This is a genomic window from Cohnella nanjingensis, assembly GCF_014212125.1.
Taxonomy (GTDB): domain Bacteria; phylum Bacillota; class Bacilli; order Paenibacillales; family Paenibacillaceae; genus Cohnella; species Cohnella nanjingensis.
Genome location: NZ_JACJVP010000004.1, coordinates 135096 through 154486, shown reverse-complemented (window position 1 = coordinate 154486; position 19391 = coordinate 135096). Strand labels below are relative to the sequence as shown.

Sequence of the window (19391 nt, the reverse complement as noted above, 5' to 3'; positions counted from 1 at the left end):
CAATGCTAAGCACTGCGTACGGTAAAGCGAGCGCAGAAGTATCTACAGTAGAGGAGCCAACGAGCAATAAAGGGTTTGTGGATGCACGGAACCATTGGGCGTCCGATGAAATTGATAAATGGCAAGGTTATGGCATCGCTAATGGTTATTCCGATGGTTCGTTCAGACCTGATCAGGCCATAAGCAGAGGAGAGTTCATCGCTATGATCTCGCGTATCTTCGGATATTCGGTTACAGCCGATGCGATTCTTAACGACGTACCAGGCACGGCCTGGTATCGTGACAATCTTCTGAAAGCGATTTCAGCCGGTATCATTGAAGGCGATGGCAAGGGCAATTACAATGCGGACAGGCCGATAAGCAGACAGGAAGCTGCCGTCATTCTGTCCAGAGTATTCAAGCTGGAGGTATCGGACAAGACGGCATATACGAGGTTTAATGATGCGTCCGGCGTAGCCGAGTGGGCGAGAGATGCGATAAGTGCCTTGACTGAGCAAAAGTATGTTTCGGGACGTCCCTCTGGAAAATTCGCTGCTCAAGAGCCGGTAACGAGGTCGGAAGCGCTCAAGATGACCGACAATATTATGGGCGAGTTAAAGAATGCATCAGGAGCTTACTCCGGCACGGTTAAGGGCAACCTTGTTGTGAACGCGGAAGAGGTTGATCTGAATGGAATGATTATTGAAGGAAATTTGTATTTGACGCCCGGGATCGGAGGCGGCGTAATTTCGCTGCACAATGTTACGGTGACGGGGAATGTATTCATAAACGGTGGAACCTCGATTGTGATGCACAATAGCTCGGTACAAGGAAAAGTAATTGTGGATCAGCTCAATCATTCTGCGAGCATAGAAACGGATGAAAACACAAAGCTGTCCGCGATCCAATTGCAATCAGGCGCATCATTGTTGCTGAAGGGTACTGTAGGACGGATTGATGTATACGATTCCTCGAATATCGTTGCGGAAGGTGGCAGTATTGAACAGCTTACGATCCATTCGGAAGCGCGGGATTCCACCGTTCAACTGGCTGCGGGAGTTACGGTTCTTCGATTTACCGCGAATGCGGGAGTGTCCGTTAAGGGGCAAGGTACGATAGAGACAGCCGATGTCAATGCCAATGGGGTATCGTTCGAGAAACGCCCCAACAAGGTGAATCTTGCCGATGGCGTCACCATAGGCGGCAATGGCAATGGCAGCGCAACGCCAGGCGCTGATGACGGTACGAACACTCCGCCTCTGGGAGATACATTCGTTCAATCACGCATTGTGTTCGGTGATTCCGCTGATGAAACAGATAAAAACTTAACAACGAAGGGTACAACCGGCGTAACCACGATTGATACGCAAGTGGGTGAGCTTAAAGATGCGTATTCGGTCAGATTTATGGAGGGGGTGGATTCGGAGATTTCCTTCGAACTATCCGATCTTACTCTAAATCATCCTGCCACACTAGAGATTGAGGAGATACACACCCGAGGCGACGATATGCTGGCCTACTCCATCTTCGTGAACGGCGTCGAGACCTATTATAGGACGTATGAAGAATTGTCCGAGGGACCCAATCATTATTTTGTGTCCATAGATGCTGACGTGATCGGCAACAACGATGAGATTGCGATAACTTTCCGCAACGAGAGCGGCAGCAAGGTTAACTTTGGCCGCGTATGGGCATACGGAGATTTCAACGAATTGCTTGCAGATGAGCAGGTGAACAGACCGATGACGGTAGGCTTGTTCCAGCCTGTGCTTAATTGGAACGATTATGCTTCCGATCTGGCTCTGATCCGGGACATCAAGGCAACCTACAGCAATTTTGATATGTATGAGCTTGGACTTGGGTTCGATATCTTCTACATGAAGTGGAGCGAGGAAGAGCTCAAGCGGCGACTGGATTATCTTATGAATCTATCAAAGGATAGCGAACTGCCCATCCACCTAAGCATTAATTCCTGGTGGAGCGGAACTCCGGATGGGCCGGATGGCAAAGGGGGTAAGTGGAAGGACATCGCCTACAACCAGGTGATTTACGATCCGCTTAATATTGATGGCAGGGGCAACTGGAAGCTGTCCACCCCCAATATTTGGTCGAATACGCCTTGGTTGACGATGAATAATGCGTATTACAATGAGGTCCGGGCTAATAAAATCACGATGCTGACGCAGTACATCTCGGAACAAACGGCGGAAATTCAGGCGAACGGCGACAGCATCCCGCCTGTTGTCATTTTTACAGAGAATGAACCGTTATATTGGCCTTATTACGCATTCAATAATTCTCCGACCGCTGGAGGAGATTTCGGTTCTGACGTGATTGCGGCAGCAGCACAGGACGGTATTGTATTGAATCCGGAGGATGGGCTTTCAGATGAAGAGAAGCTGTGGATGTTCAATAACTTAACCCCTTATATTTCTGGAGTTGCTGATGCGATTGCCGAAGGATATGGCTATAATGCGATCGTCATTAATGAAGGGGCGATTACCTACCCGGACTACCAGCTTGTGGAAAATGCCTATTCGCATATGTTTCCAACCCCCGGCTTTCCGAATTGGGATGAGCAAAGAGCGGACTGGGAGACACACATGGTTCAGAATATCCGTTACGGCGCAGAATGGGCAGGATTTCTCGATTCCAGATATTTGGACTACATTGTTGCCAGAGGCAAATATGCGGATGTGAACGCGGAGAGAAGCCTTGTCCTGGATATGGAGACGTTGGAGAAGGCGTATATGTACGGGGCTGATCATCTGACCTTATACAATTATCGCGACGGAGATCAACGGCTCATCGACGATTTTGACGGTAAACGGAACGAGAAGGTAACCGTCCCTTCGCATGATAAGACAATACTTTCCTATGCGCTCGCCGGTTCAGAACCGCTTGAGGCGGATGCGGGTCTGGTTAGCTTTAGCGATGTCATGATCGAAGGGCTTAACGGCAAATATGTCATTGCTCCGAACAATGGCAATAGCACCGGAGGACAGTTGACCTTCAAGCTGAACAATGGCGGTGAGCCTTTCTCATCAGGGGCGAAGATTCAAGTAGAAGGCAGGGCGCTCAGCGAGTACAATAGCAGCAATCGGATTGAAGTATGGGCGGGGGCCAGCCAGGATGCCTTAACGTTGGCGGCTACCTTGAAGAGCTTCAGCACAGCGGATGTAGATATCAGCGATTACATTGACAAGACGGCAAGCGTGGCCTATGTGCAATTCAAGCTGATGTCCCCAGGCCTTTCAAGCAAACTGTTTAGCTGGTCGGCCATCTGGAAGGTGAAGGCGTTCGCGTTATCGAATAAGCTAAGCGGGCTTACGAACGATTATCAATTCAGCGTAGATGAAATGCGAGAGCGGAATCTGTGGGTGGGCTACCGTGCAGACGTGGAAAGATTGTTGCAGACATACCTAAGCAAGTCTGGTGCGGACGCAACTTACAAGGCAATCGTCACGCAATATGAGAGCAATAAATATGTTACGGCATACCATATGCTGAACGAGGCCCTCTCCCAGACGCTTCCTGCCAAGTTCGCAGTGAAAGGGAACGGGACGCTTGGTAAATATCCGATAACGATGGATATTGAGAATAAGAATGTGGTGGTTCATACCGTATTGTACGAATATAGCAACGATGTGAAAATCGGCTTCACGGCTGATTCCGCTGCAGCCATCCGCTTGCAGCTAGACGGTGTTACAGGAGCTTATTATAAAGCGGTAGCCAAGGGCAACGGGATCTACCAGATCCGTACTGCGAATGCAAACGAGCCATCGGCAATACAAGCGATCAATGGTCGGGTTGTGTTCGAGGTTCAGTCACAAGTTGCGCTTCCCAAGCAATATCCGGCGCAGTTCGAGGCCAGCTATGTGAGCGGCGGCGATGGGTTCATTAGCATTCAAGCGCAGGATCCTGCGATTGGTGAATACGTGGACGCTGTCAAGGTGAGGCTGGCAGATGATGTGACAATTCTCCGCGGTTCTGACGGCGCGCCGGACGACGAGCTGATCGAAGTGCCGCTGGCCATCGTGAATAAGGGGGAAATGCTGAGAATCACGATGAACGAAGCAAACGAGGCGAAGCTCATCCGGGTTTATTACGGAAGAGCAACAGGTCAGATTACGGCCATTCAACCGATCTCCATTCGCGGTCAACTGCAGAACGCTTTCATCGAAATCGATGATCGATATCGATTTGAAATCGGGTCCGATGCCATTATCGACTCGCCTAATGCGACTGGAACGAACATTCTGACCGCACGAATAGACGACATTGGATTGAAGCCGGGTGACGAAGTGACCGTCGTCTACAGCCCGTACACGTATCAAGGAAGCTCCTTAAGGGCGCTCAAAATCTCTGAAGTCTATGATACGCTTTTGTCGGAAACGTTCGAGGCTGAGGATGGCGATTGGACGGCAAGAGCATACAGTACGACTAACGTGATTGTGGAATCGCTGGATACGAATTATAAGCTGAAGGTTGCAAGGCCGGAAAATAGTTCTTCGCCTGGTATCTTGGTCTGGAAGATTGATAGTCCGACGCCGCTCAGCGATCTTGCGATTGAGTACAGCGGTAGGGCGATTATGGGGAATCCGGATTTGCAAAGCGTCAAATGGTTTATAAGCGCCGATAATGTGGGATGGACGCAGGTAGGCATGATTGAACCGGGCAGCGACGAGAACAATTTCTCGCTGAACAGAGGGATTAATATGGACTTAGGCGGACAAACCACAGCTTATATTAAAGCGGAGATTCGCACTTCGACGAATGATACATGGGCTTGCTTGAACGATGTGAAGATTAAGAAAAAGGCGGGATTAAGAGAGGTTGACTCTGCCTCGATCTCGGTCGTAGACGACGCTGCATTGTTCGCGGGAGAAGTTGCGCCGGTTGCGCTCCAAGCGCGATACGATAATGGGGAGCCCGTTGCGAGCGCGGATGCCAAGATCGAGTACCTCATCGGAGATGAAAGCTTGGCAGCTATCGAAGCTGGCAAGATTCGACTATTGCGGCCAGGAACAACGACTTTGCAGGCAATCGTGTCAATCGGCGGGAAAGCGGTGAAGTCGAATGTGCTTACGTTAACGATTCGATCCAATACGCTGTCGCGTATTGAAGCGTCCAGCACCAAGGAAATTATCGGTAAAAATGGAACTGCTCAGATAACAGTCGCAGCATACAACGAACATAGCGACGCTATGAGCCCTTCGCAGTATGAGGTTGCCTATACAAGCGATAACGCGGGAGTTGCGTCTGTTTCGGCGAATGGGACAATCGCCGGTGTATCTGCCGGAGCGGCCACTATTATGGTCACTGTATCGAAGGATGGGGTTGATCTTACCGCCAGTATTCCGATTGTAGTTGCTGTGAGCAGGACAATCTATCAAAGCGATTTTGCAAATCAGGCGGGATGTGCGAGTGACGCTGTGTGCAACACGTATGATAGCAATGATACCTATAGCGTCTCGACAGACAGCTTCCTCGTACAGGCTGATAAAGCGGTTTATGGAAGGGTAGAAGTGACTGCGAATACGTACATGAACGCGATTCGCGGGTACTATAGCGGAATTGGGGGTCCTGATGGAACGTGGCCTACCAGGGAAGCGGCGACCTTGGTCTATAAGCTGGATAGTCAGATGGATGAATTCTTAAGTCTGGATAGCGAGCTGTTGGTTAGAGCCGGGGTATTCGGATCGAAGGTATATGTCTACGTGGGTGACAGCGTGGCTACCGCGAATACACTGGTGCAGGAATATGACCAAGGCGGAACAAAAACGGCGTTGGACCTGACGAATTATGCGAAGGGGCGCAAGACGGTATACGTGAAGATCGTCATCGGGGGGACGGCATTCGATTGGGGCGGGCTTGTCGAGATTGCCTTCCATGAACTGACGACGGAATAAGTAACAACTTTGGGCTGCGGTTGCTTAATTGGACCGCAGTCTTTTTGGCCAGAATTTATAAACGTCCGGCCGATCAATCGCTTCTATTAGTCGGGCAGATTCGGAAATCTAAGTGTAGATTCTGTTAGTTTCTGCAACAACCCCTTCCCTCCCATGTAACTTTGCCAATACCTGTTGCGGGAGATTACTTCCTTGTTAGGGGATAAAAAAAGCTTCAAGCATGCAGACATTATCGTTTTCCGAATGATAGTCCTGCTTGCTTGAAACTTTCTGCTAGTTCAGACCGTTCTATAGCTTGCTTCGCTCCACATCCAGTTGGTTGATTCGTTTTACATATTCGCTTGGATTGCAGCCATATTGCTTGCGAAAGGCCGTTGTGAAATTGCTGGCGTTGCTATACCCGTCCGAAGCTGCGATTTCACCGATGTTCAACTGTGCTGCTCCATATACAAAAGGGCCTTCTCCATCTTTTTTTGCGCAGCCGACTGAAAATATCGCAACGAAGCCATATTCGGGGAACACCATGGGGGAGCTAGGGATGATGAGCCGACAATCGTATGCGGCCAAAGACTTCAGGCGTTACTTGGGCAGCCGCAGCCGCCCGAACGATTCAGAGAATCGCAGGGGCATGCGGGCCTCGCTCCGGGAGGGCGTCCCCGCGAACATCGTCGGGAACCTGCTCGGCGGACCGCTGCAGACGGCGTTTCTGCTCTACCTCGGATTCAGCTCCGAACAGATCGGCCTCGTGGCGGCGATCCCGTCGTTCACGCTGCTCATCCAGATCTTTATCGCCCTCGGCATGCAGCGATGGCACAACCGGCGACGCCTCGTCACGCTGTTCGGCACGACGCATCGCGCGCTATGGGTATCCACGGGACTGATTCCGCTCTTGTTCCCGGAGGCGTCGTGGGCGCCGATCTACCTGATCGTCTTCCTCCTGTCGTTCTCCTTCGGTCAGGCCGGCGGGGTCATCTGGACCTCGCTCATGGCCGATATCGTGCCGCCGACGGTGCGGGGCCGCTACTTCGGCATCCGCAACACCATTCACTGGGCGGTGGTCAGCTTGACGCTGCTGCTCGGCGGTCAGCTGATGGAGTGGATACCCGGAGGCCGCGGGTTCACGATTCTGTTCGCGATCAGCGCGCTCTGCGTCGTCTGGAACGGGCTCGAGCTGTCGCGGTACGCCAATCCGCCGTTCCAGCCCTCGCCGGAGGGAAGCTCCGCGGGCGTACGGCTGTTCAAGCCGCTACGGGACCGCAGCTTCGTCACCGCGACGCTGTTCATTACGCTGTACATCCTGGCGCAGAACATCGTCATCCCGCTCTTTTCCTACGTGATGCTGCACATGCTCCATCTCAGCTACGGCAGCGTGACGCTGATCACCATGCTGCAGAATATCGTCATGATGGTCAGCTACATCTACTGGGGCAACATGAACGCCCGATATCCCGCGCGGACGCTGCTGCTGTGGACGTTCCCGATCATCGCCCTGGCCTGCCTCGCCTGGTTCGGACTGGCGGCGTTGCCGGTGCTGCTCGTGCTGGCCTTCGTTCACATCCTGCTCGGCGTCGGTCTCGGCGGGTACAACCTGCTCGTCTTTAACTTCCTGATCGGCGATACGCCGAAGTCCGAACGCCCGATGTACGTGGCCGTTTTCTCCGCGCTCACGGGCATGGCCGGCTTCGTCGGACCGATCGTCGGCGGGTGGGTCTACAAGCTGACGGGGGATGCGCCGGCCTGGCTGCAGAATTACGGGGTGACCGGCTTTGCCGGGCTCGTCATGATGCTGCTGTCCGTCGCCATCGCGCCGTTCGTGTTCCGCAGCAAGAAGCCATCGTCTTACTGAGTATAGGGGAGACCGGCATGGTTAAGGAAGAAAAGGACGATCAACGGCTTCTCGACACTCTGTGACGTACCCAGTACGTCTNNGCCGCTCATGTGACGTACCCAATACGTCTCTTTGCTGCTCCCGTGCCCATCGCCGCTCATGTGACGTACTACGTACGTCTCAGGCTGTCGAGGCTTCTCGATAGCCTGAGCGCCTCGCGCCTCGTAAGAGGCGCATTTCATTTTAATGAGCAGGATTTATTAAATTTAGGGGTAAAATCAGCTATAAAAAAACTCCGTCTTGCTTAGGATTGATTTCGATATAAGCTAAAAACAAGAAGGAGGGGAATTTATGGAAGAAAAGCTGCCTTTATTTATTGTCACTGGTTCAAGCGGGTCGGGTAAAACCTATGTGATAAGTGAGCTGCGAAGAATCATGCCTGAATTCGATGTATTCGACCCTGACAACTTGAGGGGATTCATAGATTATGATGATTGGCCGAACGTATTGAATATTTGGATTCGATTTGCCAGAAATATCGCTGAGAGTGGGAGAATGACCATCCTTTGCGGAACGATAATGCCATGGGATATGGAAAAATGCGTGGATTTTGATTGTTTTCGTCATGTCTACTACCTGAATCTGCATTGTAGTGATGAAATTCGGGAAAAACGACTTCGCGAGAGAAATTGGCCGGATGAGATGATCCAACGATATACAAGTTTTGCAAGCCGACTAATCGAAATATCCGATGAATTCTATAACCCTCCTATGCCGACTATTGATACTACAAATACCGATGTCGCCGAAGTTGCTATTCAGATCAAAGAGTGGGTACTTAGGTACACCTGATTAGAGCACAATAGAATGTGAATAATGATATCCGACCCCTAGAGGCAAGACCTTGATGGAGAATCAACAATCCAGACGCCTCCCGTAATAGGCGGCCGCTACCGTATTGCCACTTGCTTTTGCCCCGCGTTCCGGCTATGGTTGAGCAAGAGCCAGACATCAGACAAACCGGGTGAACCTATGGATACGAATATCGGCATTGCGCTGGTCGTCATCGTGATGATCGCAGCGCTCGCGGGAACGATCTTGGTGGGCTTCTCGCGCAAAAATCAAGAAGAGAATCCGGACTACGCGAATCGTCCGGTCCGCAACTGGACCAAGCTGTCCGCTTACTACCTCGTTACGATCATCGTGCTCGCGATTCTGTTCCTGCTGCTCATGAATATCTAGGCGGCGCCCATCCGGCGGCGCCGATGCGAACAGCCCGCCGGCCATCGGCCAGCGGGCTGTTCTGTGCGCGGTTCGCGTCAGGCGAGCGCTTTGCGGAATTCTTGCGTGAGCAGCGGGACGACTTCGAACAGATCGCCCACGATGCCGTAGTCGGCCACCTTGAAGATCGGCGCCTCCGGGTCCTTGTTGATGGCGATAATGACGCGGGAGCCGCTCATCCCCGCCAGATGCTGGATCGCGCCGCTGATGCCGCACGCGATATACACCTCCGGCGTCACCACCTTGCCGGTCTGGCCGATCTGCATGCCATAGTCGCAGTAGCCCGCGTCGCAGGCGCCGCGCGAAGCGCCGACCGCTCCGTTCAGCAGGCTCGCGAGCTCCTCCAGCGGCTTGAAGCCGTCCGCGCTCTTCACGCCGCGGCCGCCGGAGACGATGATCTTCGCTTCGGACAGGTCGACCTTGCCGGACGTCTTGCGCACGACTTCCTTCACGACGGTACGCAGGGAAGCGGGAGCGGCAACGTCCGTCCGGACGATGTCGGCCCGACGGCCGTTCTCGGCAGGCGCTGCGGCGGGGAGATTGTTCGGGCGCACGGTGACGACCCAAGGGAACGAAGCGAACGACCGCTTCTCGAACGCCTTGCCGGCATAGAGCGGACGAGTGAACGACACTTCGTCTCCGGTTCGCTCGATGGCGACGACGTCCGAGAGCTGCCCGGCCTGAAGGCGGGCGGCCAATGTCGGGGCCAAGTCCCGGCCGATCGCCGTATGTCCGAGGAAGACGGCGTCGGGTCGCACGGCGTCCAGCAGCGGGAGGAGCGCGGCCGCGTACGCTTCCGGATTGTAGGCGTTCAGGCCGTCGGCCTCGAGCAGATGGATCTGCGAGACCGGATAGCCCGCCAGTTCCTCCGCCAACGCCGCCGTTCCTTCGCCGCCCAGGATGGCGGCCGTGAACGAGTCGCCTTCCGAAGAAGATAAGAGAGCCGCCTGCAGCGCCTCCAGCGCGACTTGACGCAGCTTTCCGTCCCGGTGTTCCGCGATTACGAGATAAGTTCGGCTCATGATTCCATTCCTCCTCAGTCGTTCATCGATCTTGCAGCGACGATCAGATGATCTTCGATTGCGTGCGGAGCCGCTCGACGAGCGCCGCCGCCTGCGTCGCCGCATCGCCTTGCAGGAGCTGTCCCGCCTGTCTGGCGGGCGGCAGGAAGAGCTCCGTCCGGGTTGTCCTGGCCGTCAGCTCTTCCGCGCTCAGCTTCAGGTCGTCCAGCGTCAACTGCTGGAACGGCTTCTTCTTGGCCTTCATGATGCCCGGGAGAGACGGATAGCGCGGCTCGTTCAACCCCTGCTGGGCGGTGAACAAAGCCGGCAGCGAGACCTCCAGCTTCTCCAGGTCGCCTTCGGCGTCTCGTTCGACGCCCGCGCGGTCGCCGGAGATCGCGAGCTTGGTAATCGAGGAGACGTGCGGAATGCCGAGCTGTTCCGCGACGCGTACGGCCACCTGTCCCGCGCCGTTGTCCACCGAGAAATTGCCGCCGAGGATGAGATCGAACGGACGCTCCGCGAAGTAAGCGGCCAATACGCGAGATACCGCGTATTCGTCGGGCGGGATGCGGTCGTCCGTCACGAGGACGGCTTCGTCCGCGCCCATGGCGAGCGCGGTGCGGAGCGCCTCGCCCGTCCGCTCCGGTCCGACGGAGACGACGACGACCTGTCCGCCGCCGGCCTCCTTGATCCGGATCGCTTCCTCCACCGCGTATTCGTCATATGGATTCATGACGAACTTGACGCCCTCTTCGGCCACCCGGCCGTCCCGGATGACGATTCTCTCCTCCGTATCGAATGTCTGTTTCAGCACCACGTACACGTTCATGACGATGTCCCCTTTCGGTCGAAGATGGAGTATGGTACTCAAGGCTGGAGCGCCCTGAGGAAAAACGCCACGGTCGCGTCGGTCTGCGCGGTGAGCGAATACTTGCGGCCGGAGATGAGCCACGAGGTGACTACTTCGTCCATCGCCCCGAAGATGAGCAGTCGGACGAGCTTCACGTCGAGTCCGGGCCGGAACGCGCCTTCTTCCATCCCTTGGACGAGCAGGGATTCAATCAGCTGAATATAGGGTTTGACGGCCTGGCCGATCGCGACCCGGAGCTCCAGCGAGCTCTGGCGCAGCTCGATCTGCGTCACGTAGGCCAGCTCCGGATTGTTCTCCAGCTCGGCGTAGTGAATGGTGCAGATCTGGCGGAGCGCTTCGTCGGCGGCTTGCGTGCCTTCCACGCTGGCTTTGAACTTGGCGACCAGGCCGCCGAGCCGTTCGCGGAAGAGGGAGATGAGAATATCTTCTTTGTTTTTAAAGTATAAGTAAATCGTCCCGTCCGCGACGCCGGCTTCCCGCGCGATCTTGGACACTTGGGAGCCGTGGTAGCCGGTTTCCGCGAAGACTTTGACCGCTGCGTCTAGGATTAAATTGAATTTTAGGTTTTTTTTACTTGTCATCTGGCCACCCCGGTGGTAGAATTCGAATCAAAACTGAATGAATGGTCATTCATTATTCTCTTACCCCATCTTATGGAATCCGGAAGGCGTTGTCAACGTACGATTCATAAGATTTTTTATACAGTGCCGATGTAAGGGCTTACAGCAGACTTGCGCGAAAGGACGGGGTACTCATGCTCGGGCAATGGATTCAATACCTTTTATTCCTGCTCGTCGTCGGTTATGCGCTCTCGTTGTTCTACAGGGCCGTCTATCATCGCTATCTGTACGTGAAGCTCGGGCAGCCGGCGCGGCAGCCGCTGAACTGGCGGCTGCGCGTCCGGGACCTGCTCGTTCAGGCGCTCGGCCACGCCAAACTGCTCAAGGACCGCAAGAGCGGCCTCATGCACCTCGTCATTTTCTACGGCTTCATCATTCTTCAATTCGGCGCGTTGGACTTGATCTATACGGGATTGTCGGGCGGCAAGCCGCTGCCGATTCCCGGCTACCGGGCGTTCGGGCTGACCCAGGAGATCACGGTGCTGCTCATCCTCCTCGCGACCGGCTACGCGGCCTATCGGAGATACGGGGAACGGCTGAAGCGCCTGAAGAAGGGATGGAAGCCGAGCATCGTCCTCTTCTTCATCTTCTTCCTCATGCTGTCGGTGCTCCTGTCGCTGGGCTTCCACCGCGCCTACGAAGGACTGGCAAGCTCCGCTTACGCGCCGGTGTCGTCGCTGCTGGCGGCGGCGTTCGGGGGGCTATCCGAGGGGGCGGCCGAAGCGTTCTTCTACGTTTTCTGGTGGGCGCATCTCGTCATTTTATTGGCGTTCCTGGTCTATATCCCCCAGTCGAAGCACTTCCACCTCATTACGGCGCCGATCAACCTATTCCTCGGCCGGAGCGAGCCGGTCGGCAAGCTGCGCAAGCTCGATCTGGAGGACGAGGAGGCGGAGAGCTTCGGCGTCGGCAAGATCGAAGACTTCACGCAGAAGCAGATGCTCGACTTCTACGCTTGCGTGGAGTGCGGCCGCTGCACGAACGTGTGCCCGGCCTCGAACACGGGCAAGGCGCTGTCCCCGATGCACCTGATCGTGAAGCTGCGCGATCATCTGACGGAGAAGGGCGCCGCAGTCACGGCGAAGTCGCCGTGGGCGCCCGCGTTCGCCTTCCAGGGCGGAGGCGCGCATGCGATGAACACCGCGGAGGAGATGTCCGATTGGCAGCCCGACGGCATCACGGACATCGGGCCGACCCTTGCTTGGCAGAAGCGGTCATGGAATAAGGCCGAAGACGGCAAGAAGCCGGAGGAGATGGAGCTGATCGGCGACGTCATGTCCGAGGAAGAGATCTGGGCGTGCACCACCTGCCGGAACTGCGAGGATCAATGCCCGGTCGGCAACGAGCACGTCGACAAGATCGTCGACCTGCGCCGCCATCTCGTCCTCATGCAGGGCAGCGTGCCGCACGAGGGGCAGCGGGCGATGCAGAACATCGAGCGCCAAGGCAATCCATGGGGCATCAACCGCAACGACCGGAGCAAATGGACGGAGGACATCGGCGGCATCCCCGTGCCGACGGTGAAGGACAATCCGGCGTTCGACGTCCTGTTCTTCGTCGGTTCCATGGGCGCCTACGACAACCGGACCCGCAAAGTGTCGCGAGCCTTCGTCCGGCTTCTGAACGAAGCTGGCGTCAACTTCGCGATCCTCGGCAACGAGGAGCGGAATTCGGGGGATACGCCGCGCCGGATGGGCAACGAGATGCTGTTCCAGCAGCTGTGCGCGGACAATATCGCCACGTTCCGACGCTACGGCGTGAAGCGGATCGTGACCGCTTGCCCGCACACCTTCAATACGCTAAAAAACGAATATCCCGAATTCGGGCTTGAGGGGGTGGAAGTGCTTCACCACACGCAAATGCTGGACGGATTGATCCGGGAAGGGAAGCTGCATCCGAGACATCCCGTGAACGAGCGCATCACTTATCACGACTCCTGCTATCTCGGCCGCTACAACAACGTCTATGACGAGCCCCGCAACGTGCTTCGCGCGATTGCTGGCGTCGAAATGGTCGAGATGGCGCGCAACCGCGAGAACGGCATGTGCTGCGGCGCGGGCGGCGGCATGATGTGGATGGAGGAGACGTCCGGCAAACGCGTCAACGTCGCCCGGACGGAACAGGCGCTTCAGACGAACCCGTCGATTATCGGCAGCGCTTGCCCGTTCTGTCTGACGATGATGGAGGACGGCGCGAAGCTGAAGGAAGTCGACGATCGCGTGAAGGCGCGCGACATCGCGGAGATCTTGGAATGGGCCGTCTTCGGACGGACGGCGGCCCCGGAACCGATAGCACCGATAGCCCAACCAACCGTTCAGGAGGGATGAAGCTTATGACCGCAACCATCACCAAAGCCGCCGTGATCGGCTCCGGCGTCATGGGCGCGAGCATCGCCGCGCACCTGGCCAACGTCGGAATCTCCACGCTGCTGCTGGACCTCGTCCCGGCAAAGCCGACGCCGGAGGAGGAAGCCAAGGGACATTCGACGCTTCACCCGGTCGTCCGCAACCGCCTGGCGACCCAGGCGATCTCGCGGCTCGCGAAGATCAAGCCGTCGCCTTTGTACGACGATGCGTTCGCGAGCCGGATCGCGCCGGGGAATCTGGAAGACGATCTCGGACGGATCGCGGAGGTCGACTGGGTCATCGAGGTCATCGTCGAGAACCTCGAGGCGAAGCGGGATCTGCTCGGCAAGATCGAGAACCACTGGAGGTCCGGCATCATCGTCACCTCGAACACGTCCGGCATCTCGATCAATGCGATGGCGGAGGGGCGGAGCGAGGCGTTCAAATCCCATTTCCTCGGGACGCACTTCTTCAATCCGCCCCGCTACATGAAGCTGCTCGAGATCATCCCGGGCGAGACGACCGATTCCGGCATCGTGCGGCGCATCTCCGCGTTCGGGGAGCGGAAGCTCGGCAAGGGCGTCGTCATCGCCAAGGACACGCCGAACTTTATCGCCAACCGGATCGGCACCTACGGCCTGTTGGTGACGCTGCAGGCGATGGAGCGTCACGGCTACACCGTCGACGAGGTGGACGCCGCTACCGGACCGGCGCTCGGCCGCCCGAAGAGCGCGACGTTCCGCACGCTCGACTTGGTCGGGCTCGATACGTTCGTCCACGTCGCGAACAACGTCTACGACAAAGCGAACGATGAAGCGGAGAAGGCCGTGTTCGCGCCGTCGCCGCTGCTGCGGGAGATGGTCGCGCGCGGCTGGATCGGGGAGAAGGCGGGACAGGGCTTCTACAAGAAGATCCGCGGCGAGCAGGGCAGCGAGATCCTATCGCTGGATTTGAAGACGATGGCGTACGTCAAAGGCAAAAAGCCCGCGGGCGCGTCGCTCGAAGCGGCGAAGACGGCAAAGGGGGCGCGGGCGAAGACGAAGGCGCTACTGGGCGCGAAGGACAGGTACTCGGAGCTCGCTTGGGAGGTGCTAAGCGCCACGCTCCTCTACGCGGCGGAGAAGGTCGGCGAGATCGCCGATTCGGCCTACGACATCGACCGGGCGATGCGCTGGGGCTTCAACTGGGAGCTCGGCCCGTTCGAGCTGTGGGACGCGATCGGTCTCGCCAAGTCGGTCGAGCGGATGGAAGCCGAGGGCCGGTCCGTGCCGGCATGGGTGAAGGAATGGATCGCCGCAGGGAACGATTCCTTCTACCGACGTTCCGAAGGCAGCACGTCCTACGTCTACCAAGGACGCTTTAAGACCGAGGAGCAGGCGCCGGAGCGCATCTCGCTGCGCGACCTGAAGGAGCGGGGACGGACGATCGCGGGCAACAGCGGCGCGAGCCTCGTCGACGTCGGCGACGGCGTCGCCTGCCTGGAGTTCCACTCGCCGAACAACGCGATCGGCGCCGACATCTTGACGATGATCCAGAAGAGCGTGGACGAGGTGCGCGCGAACCACGACGCGCTCCTCATCGCGAACGAAGGGCGGAACTTCTGCGTCGGCGCGAATCTGATGCTCCTGCTCATGGAAGCGCAGGACGAGGAATGGGACGAAGTCGACGCCATCATCCGGATGTTCCAGGACACGATGATGAAGCTGAAGCGCTTCGAAAAGCCGGTCGTGGCGGCGCCGCACCGGATGACGCTGGGCGGGGGCGTCGAGGTGTGCCTGCCGGCCGACGAGGTGTGCGCGCACGCGGAGACCTACTACGGCCTGGTCGAGGTCGGCGTCGGGCTCATTCCCGCCGGCGGCGGCTGCAAGGAGATGGCGCGGCGGATCAGCCGGGCCAATCCGAATCCGGAGGTCGACCTTCAGCCGCATCTGAACGCGGCGTTCCTGAACATCGGTATGGCGAAGGTGTCGACGAGCGCGCACGACGCCAAGCGGCTCGGCTACTTCCGCGAGCAGGACCGGGTCGTCGCGAATCAGGACCACCTGATCTACGAGGCGAAGCAGTCCGCCCTCCGGCTCGTCCAGGCCGGGTATGAAGCGCAGCGCGAAGAGAAGATCCGCGTCGTCGGCCGGGACGGCGCCGCCGTCATGAAGCTCGGCGCGTACGATATGCGGCGCGGCGGATACATCAGCGATCACGACCTGCTCATCGCCGGCAAGCTGGCGCACGTCCTCGCGGGCGGGAACGTGCCGGCAGGGACGCTGGTCACCGAGCAGTATCTGCTCGATCTGGAACGGGAGGCGTTCCTCAGCCTGTGCGGGGAACCGAAGACGCAGCTGCGCATGCAGCACATGCTCGGCAAGGGCAAGGCGCTGCGGAACTAATACCATTCCCTAAGAGAGGTGAACGACATGAGAGAAGCCGTCATCGTATCCGCCGCGCGCACCCCGGTCGGCCGGGCCAAGAAGGGCAGCTTCGTCCACACCCGGGCGGAGGATCTGGGCAAGACGGTGCTGCAGGCCGTCGTGGAACGCGCGCCGGGCGTGAGCAAGGCGGACATCGAAGATATCATCGTCGGCTGCGCGATGCCGGAAGGAGAGCAAGGGCTGAACTTCGCCCGCATCATGTCGCTGTACGCGGGCTTCCCGTCGGCCGTGCCGGCGCTGACGATCAACCGGTTCTGCTCGTCCGGGCTGCAGTCCATCGCGTTCGCGGCCGAACGCATCATGACCGGCGGCGCCGACGCGATCATCGCCGGCGGGGTGGAGAGCATGAGCCATGTCCCGATGGCCGGATTCAAGCCGGCGCCCCATCCGGACATCGTGGCGCAGATGCCGGACGTGTACATCGCCATGGGCCACACGGCCGAGAACGTCGCCGAACGTTTCGGCGTCTCCCGCGAGGATCAGGACCGTTTCGCGGCGGAGAGTCACCGCAAGGCGGCCGAGGCGCTGCGGTCGGGCGCCTTCCGGGAGGAGACCGTTCCGGTCGCGACGTCGATCGGGGGGTTCGGGGACGACGGCAAGCCGTGGAGCAAGCCGCTTGTCGTCGAGACGGACGAGGGCGTGAGGGCGGACACGACGCCCGAGGTGTTGGCGAAGCTAAAGCCGGCCTTCAAGGAAGGCGGCACGGTCACGGCGGGCAACGCGTCGCAGATGAGCGACGGCGCCGCCGCGGTGCTCGTGATGAGCCGCGAGAAGGCGGAGGCGCTCGGCCTCGCGCCGCTCGCCGCCTTCCGGTCGTTCGCGCTCGCGGGCGTCGATCCCGACATCATGGGCGTCGGACCGGTCGAGGCGGTCCCGAAGGCCGTGGCGCGGGCTGGGCTGCGACTCGCCGACATCGACCTGTTCGAGATCAACGAGGCGTTCGCTTCGCAATGCCTGCATATCGTCCGCGCGCTGGACATCCCGGAGGACAAGGTCAACGTGAACGGCGGGGCGATCGCGCTCGGCCATCCGCTCGGCTGCACCGGCACGAAGCTGGCGACCAGCTTGATCTACGAGCTGCGCAGGCGCGGCGGCGGCTACGGCGTCGTGTCGATGTGCATCGGCGGCGGCATGGGCGCGGCCGGCGTTTTCGAAGTATTTCCCGGGCACGGTCCGAACTGACCTCATCTGTACCGACCGAGCCCGCCCCGTTCTCACCTGGACTAACCTAAGCAGGCCTGTTTCTCGCCTGGACTGACCAAGGCGCACCTGACCTGAACAGTTTTGGACCGTAAGCCCCATCAAACCTTACGTTATCGGAGGAGAGACGAACATGGCGGATAAAGTGATCGACCAAGTGTTGGGCGGCAGCTTCGTCATCGCGGATCTGGATTACGAGCGGGTGGTCACGCCCGACGATCTGACGGAGGAGCAGCGGATGATCGCGGAGACGACCTCGGACTTCGTCGACGGCGAAGTGCTGCCGGTCGACGACGAGCTGGAGAAGCTGGATTACGACCTCACCGTGAAGCTCATGCGGAAGGCCGGCGAGCTGGGACTGCTCGGCGCGGACGTGCCGGAGGCCTACGACGGCCTCGGCCTCGACAAGGTCAGCTCGGCGCTCATCAGCGAGAACCTCGCCAAAGCGTCCTCGTTCGCCCTCTCGGTCGGGGCGCACGTCGGTATCGGCACGCTCCCGATCGTCTACTTCGGCTCGGAGGCGCAGAAGAAGAAGTACCTGCCCGATCTCGCCAGCGGCGCGAAGATCGCGGCCTACTGCCTGACCGAGCCGTCCTCCGGCTCCGACGCGCTTGGCGCGAAGACGACGGCCCGCTTGACCGAGGACGGGGAGCACTATGTCCTGAACGGCACCAAGCAGTTCATCACGAACGCCGGCTTCGCCGACGTGTTCATCGTGTACGCCAAGGTGGACGGCAAGGACTTCAGCACCTTCATCGTGGAGCGCACGATGCCTGGCGTCAGCGTCGGACCCGAGGAGAAGAAGATGGGGATCAAGGGCTCCTCGACGCGGCCGCTCATCCTCGAGGACGTCAAGGTGCCCGCGGAGAATCTGCTGTGGCAGGTCGGCAAAGGCCATCTGATCGCCTTCAACATCCTCAACATCGGCCGCTTCAAGCTGGCGGTCGGCTGTCTCGGCGCCGCCAAGGAAGCGATCGGGCTCAGCGCGAAGTACGCGAACGAGCGCGCCCAGTTCGGCCGCCCGATCTCCTCCTTCCCGCTCGTCGGGAAGAAGCTCGCCGAGATGAACATTCGCACGTACGCGCTCGAGAGCATGGTGTACCGGACGGCCGGCCTGATGGACGACGGGCTCGGCGGCATCGACCACGCCAGCCCCGACGCGGGCGTGCAGTCCGCCAAGGCGATCGCCGAATATGCGATCGAATGCTCGATCAACAAGGTGTTCGGCTCCGAGACGCTCGATTTCGTCGCCGACGAAGGCGTACAGCTTCACGGCGGCTATGGCTTCATCCAGGAATACAAGATCGAGCGCATCTATCGCGATTCGCGGATCAACCGCATTTTCGAAGGGACGAACGAGATCAACCGCCTGCTCATCCCGGGGACGCTGGTCAAGCGCGCCATGAAGGGCGAGCTGCCTCTCCTGCAAAAGGCGCAGGCGCTGCAGTCCGAGCTGCTCCAGCTCGTGCCGGGGCAGACGTTCGAGGGCACGCTGGAGGAGGAGACGCACCTGCTCTCGATGGCGAAGAAAATCTTCCTGATGGCCGGAGGCTCCGCCGTTCAGACCTACCAAACGAAGCTGGAGGAGGAGCAGGAGACGCTGAGCCATCTGGCCGACATCATGATCCAGATCTATGCGATGGAGAGCGCCCTGCTGCGGACGAAGAAGCTCATCGCGAAGAAGGGCGAGGAGAAAGCCGCCGCGCCCATCGCCATGACGCGCGTGTTCGTCCGCGAGTCGTTCGCCGGCATCGAAGCGCTGGCCAAGGAGATCCTCGCGGCCGTCGCGACGGGCGATACGCTGCGCACGCAGCTGTCCGTGCTCAAAAAATTGACTCGCCAATCGCCGCTCCATACGATACAGTTAAAGCGCGAAATCGCTTCCAGCGTGATTCAGTCGGAACAATACGTGTGCTAGGCCGGAT

12 protein-coding genes are annotated in these 19391 nt (G+C 58.3%); 8 read left to right on the top strand and 4 right to left on the bottom strand.

Annotated elements, in window-relative coordinates; all coding sequences use genetic code 11:
- The first annotated feature begins 77 nt into the window (after window positions 1-77).
- Entirely contained in the window at window positions 78-5891 is a 5814-nt protein-coding gene (locus tag H7C19_RS03665; RefSeq protein WP_221469020.1) for an S-layer homology domain-containing protein, read from the top strand.
- Window positions 5892-6179: 288 nt separating this feature from the next.
- On the opposite strand, the gene H7C19_RS03660 is transcribed toward H7C19_RS03665, so the two are convergent.
- The gene (locus H7C19_RS03660; RefSeq protein ID WP_185141220.1) at window positions 6180-6416 is read right to left on the bottom strand and encodes a helix-turn-helix domain-containing protein; all 237 of its coding nucleotides are present in this window, start codon (window positions 6414-6416) and stop codon (window positions 6180-6182) included.
- A 16-nt stretch (window positions 6417-6432) separates the two neighbouring features.
- On the opposite strand from H7C19_RS03660, the gene H7C19_RS03655 reads away from it, so the two are divergent.
- From H7C19_RS03655 to H7C19_RS03645, 3 genes are all read left to right on the top strand, one after another.
- Complete coding sequence (locus tag H7C19_RS03655) at window positions 6433-7737, top strand: MFS transporter (protein ID WP_185141219.1); 1305 nt, start codon at window positions 6433-6435, stop codon at window positions 7735-7737.
- A 333-nt stretch (window positions 7738-8070) separates the two neighbouring features.
- On the top strand, window positions 8071-8571 hold the full coding sequence (locus tag H7C19_RS03650; RefSeq protein ID WP_185141218.1) for an ATP-binding protein: 501 nt from the start codon (window positions 8071-8073) through the stop codon (window positions 8569-8571).
- 180 nt (window positions 8572-8751) lie between these two features.
- Window positions 8752-8961: a hypothetical protein gene (locus tag H7C19_RS03645; protein ID WP_185141217.1), complete on the top strand. Its 210-nt coding sequence runs from the start codon at window positions 8752-8754 to the stop codon at window positions 8959-8961.
- Window positions 8962-9038: 77 nt separating this feature from the next.
- Here H7C19_RS03645 and H7C19_RS03640 read toward each other — a convergent pair whose 3' ends face one another.
- Genes H7C19_RS03640 through fadR form a run of 3 tightly spaced genes read right to left on the bottom strand, consistent with a single transcriptional unit; the run spans window position 9039 to window position 11456 of the window.
- Window positions 9039-10022, bottom strand: coding sequence for an electron transfer flavoprotein subunit alpha/FixB family protein (locus tag H7C19_RS03640; RefSeq protein ID WP_185141216.1), 984 nt, complete (start codon window positions 10020-10022; stop codon window positions 9039-9041).
- A gap of 43 nt (window positions 10023-10065) precedes the next feature.
- Window positions 10066-10833: an electron transfer flavoprotein subunit beta/FixA family protein gene (locus H7C19_RS03635; protein ID WP_185141215.1), complete on the bottom strand. Its 768-nt coding sequence runs from the start codon at window positions 10831-10833 to the stop codon at window positions 10066-10068.
- A gap of 38 nt (window positions 10834-10871) precedes the next feature.
- The gene (gene fadR, locus H7C19_RS03630; protein ID WP_185141214.1) at window positions 10872-11456 is read right to left on the bottom strand and encodes a fatty acid metabolism transcriptional regulator FadR; all 585 of its coding nucleotides are present in this window, start codon (window positions 11454-11456) and stop codon (window positions 10872-10874) included.
- 173 nt (window positions 11457-11629) lie between these two features.
- Here fadR and H7C19_RS03625 point away from each other — a divergent pair, with 173 nt between their 5' ends.
- From H7C19_RS03625 to H7C19_RS03610, 4 genes are all read left to right on the top strand, one after another.
- On the top strand, window positions 11630-13822 hold the full coding sequence (locus tag H7C19_RS03625) for a heterodisulfide reductase-related iron-sulfur binding cluster (protein ID WP_185141213.1): 2193 nt from the start codon (window positions 11630-11632) through the stop codon (window positions 13820-13822).
- A gap of 5 nt (window positions 13823-13827) precedes the next feature.
- Entirely contained in the window at window positions 13828-16224 is a 2397-nt protein-coding gene (locus tag H7C19_RS03620; protein ID WP_185141212.1) for a 3-hydroxyacyl-CoA dehydrogenase/enoyl-CoA hydratase family protein, read from the top strand.
- Between the two features lie 27 nt (window positions 16225-16251).
- On the top strand, window positions 16252-17448 hold the full coding sequence (locus H7C19_RS03615; RefSeq protein WP_185141211.1) for an acetyl-CoA C-acyltransferase: 1197 nt from the start codon (window positions 16252-16254) through the stop codon (window positions 17446-17448).
- Between the two features lie 151 nt (window positions 17449-17599).
- Entirely contained in the window at window positions 17600-19384 is a 1785-nt protein-coding gene (locus tag H7C19_RS03610; protein WP_185141210.1) for an acyl-CoA dehydrogenase FadE, read from the top strand.
- Window positions 19385-19391: the final 7 nt, after the last annotated feature.

Bases quoted from the DNA above. Each gene is read 5' to 3' on its own strand.
- H7C19_RS03660 (WP_185141220.1), bottom strand. From the start codon at position 6,416: ATGGTGTTCCCCGAATATGGCTTCGTTGCGATATTTTCAGTCGGCTGC.
- H7C19_RS03655 (WP_185141219.1), top strand. From the start codon at position 6,433: ATGAGCCGACAATCGTATGCGGCCAAAGACTTCAGGCGTTACTTGGGC.
- H7C19_RS03650 (WP_185141218.1), top strand. From the start codon at position 8,071: ATGGAAGAAAAGCTGCCTTTATTTATTGTCACTGGTTCAAGCGGGTCG.
- H7C19_RS03645 (WP_185141217.1), top strand. From the start codon at position 8,752: ATGGATACGAATATCGGCATTGCGCTGGTCGTCATCGTGATGATCGCA.
- H7C19_RS03640 (WP_185141216.1), bottom strand. From the start codon at position 10,022: ATGAGCCGAACTTATCTCGTAATCGCGGAACACCGGGACGGAAAGCTG.
- H7C19_RS03635 (WP_185141215.1), bottom strand. From the start codon at position 10,833: ATGAACGTGTACGTGGTGCTGAAACAGACATTCGATACGGAGGAGAGA.
- fadR (WP_185141214.1), bottom strand. From the start codon at position 11,456: ATGACAAGTAAAAAAAACCTAAAATTCAATTTAATCCTAGACGCAGCG.
- H7C19_RS03625 (WP_185141213.1), top strand. From the start codon at position 11,630: ATGCTCGGGCAATGGATTCAATACCTTTTATTCCTGCTCGTCGTCGGT.
- H7C19_RS03620 (WP_185141212.1), top strand. From the start codon at position 13,828: ATGACCGCAACCATCACCAAAGCCGCCGTGATCGGCTCCGGCGTCATG.
- H7C19_RS03615 (WP_185141211.1), top strand. From the start codon at position 16,252: ATGAGAGAAGCCGTCATCGTATCCGCCGCGCGCACCCCGGTCGGCCGG.
- H7C19_RS03610 (WP_185141210.1), top strand. From the start codon at position 17,600: ATGGCGGATAAAGTGATCGACCAAGTGTTGGGCGGCAGCTTCGTCATC.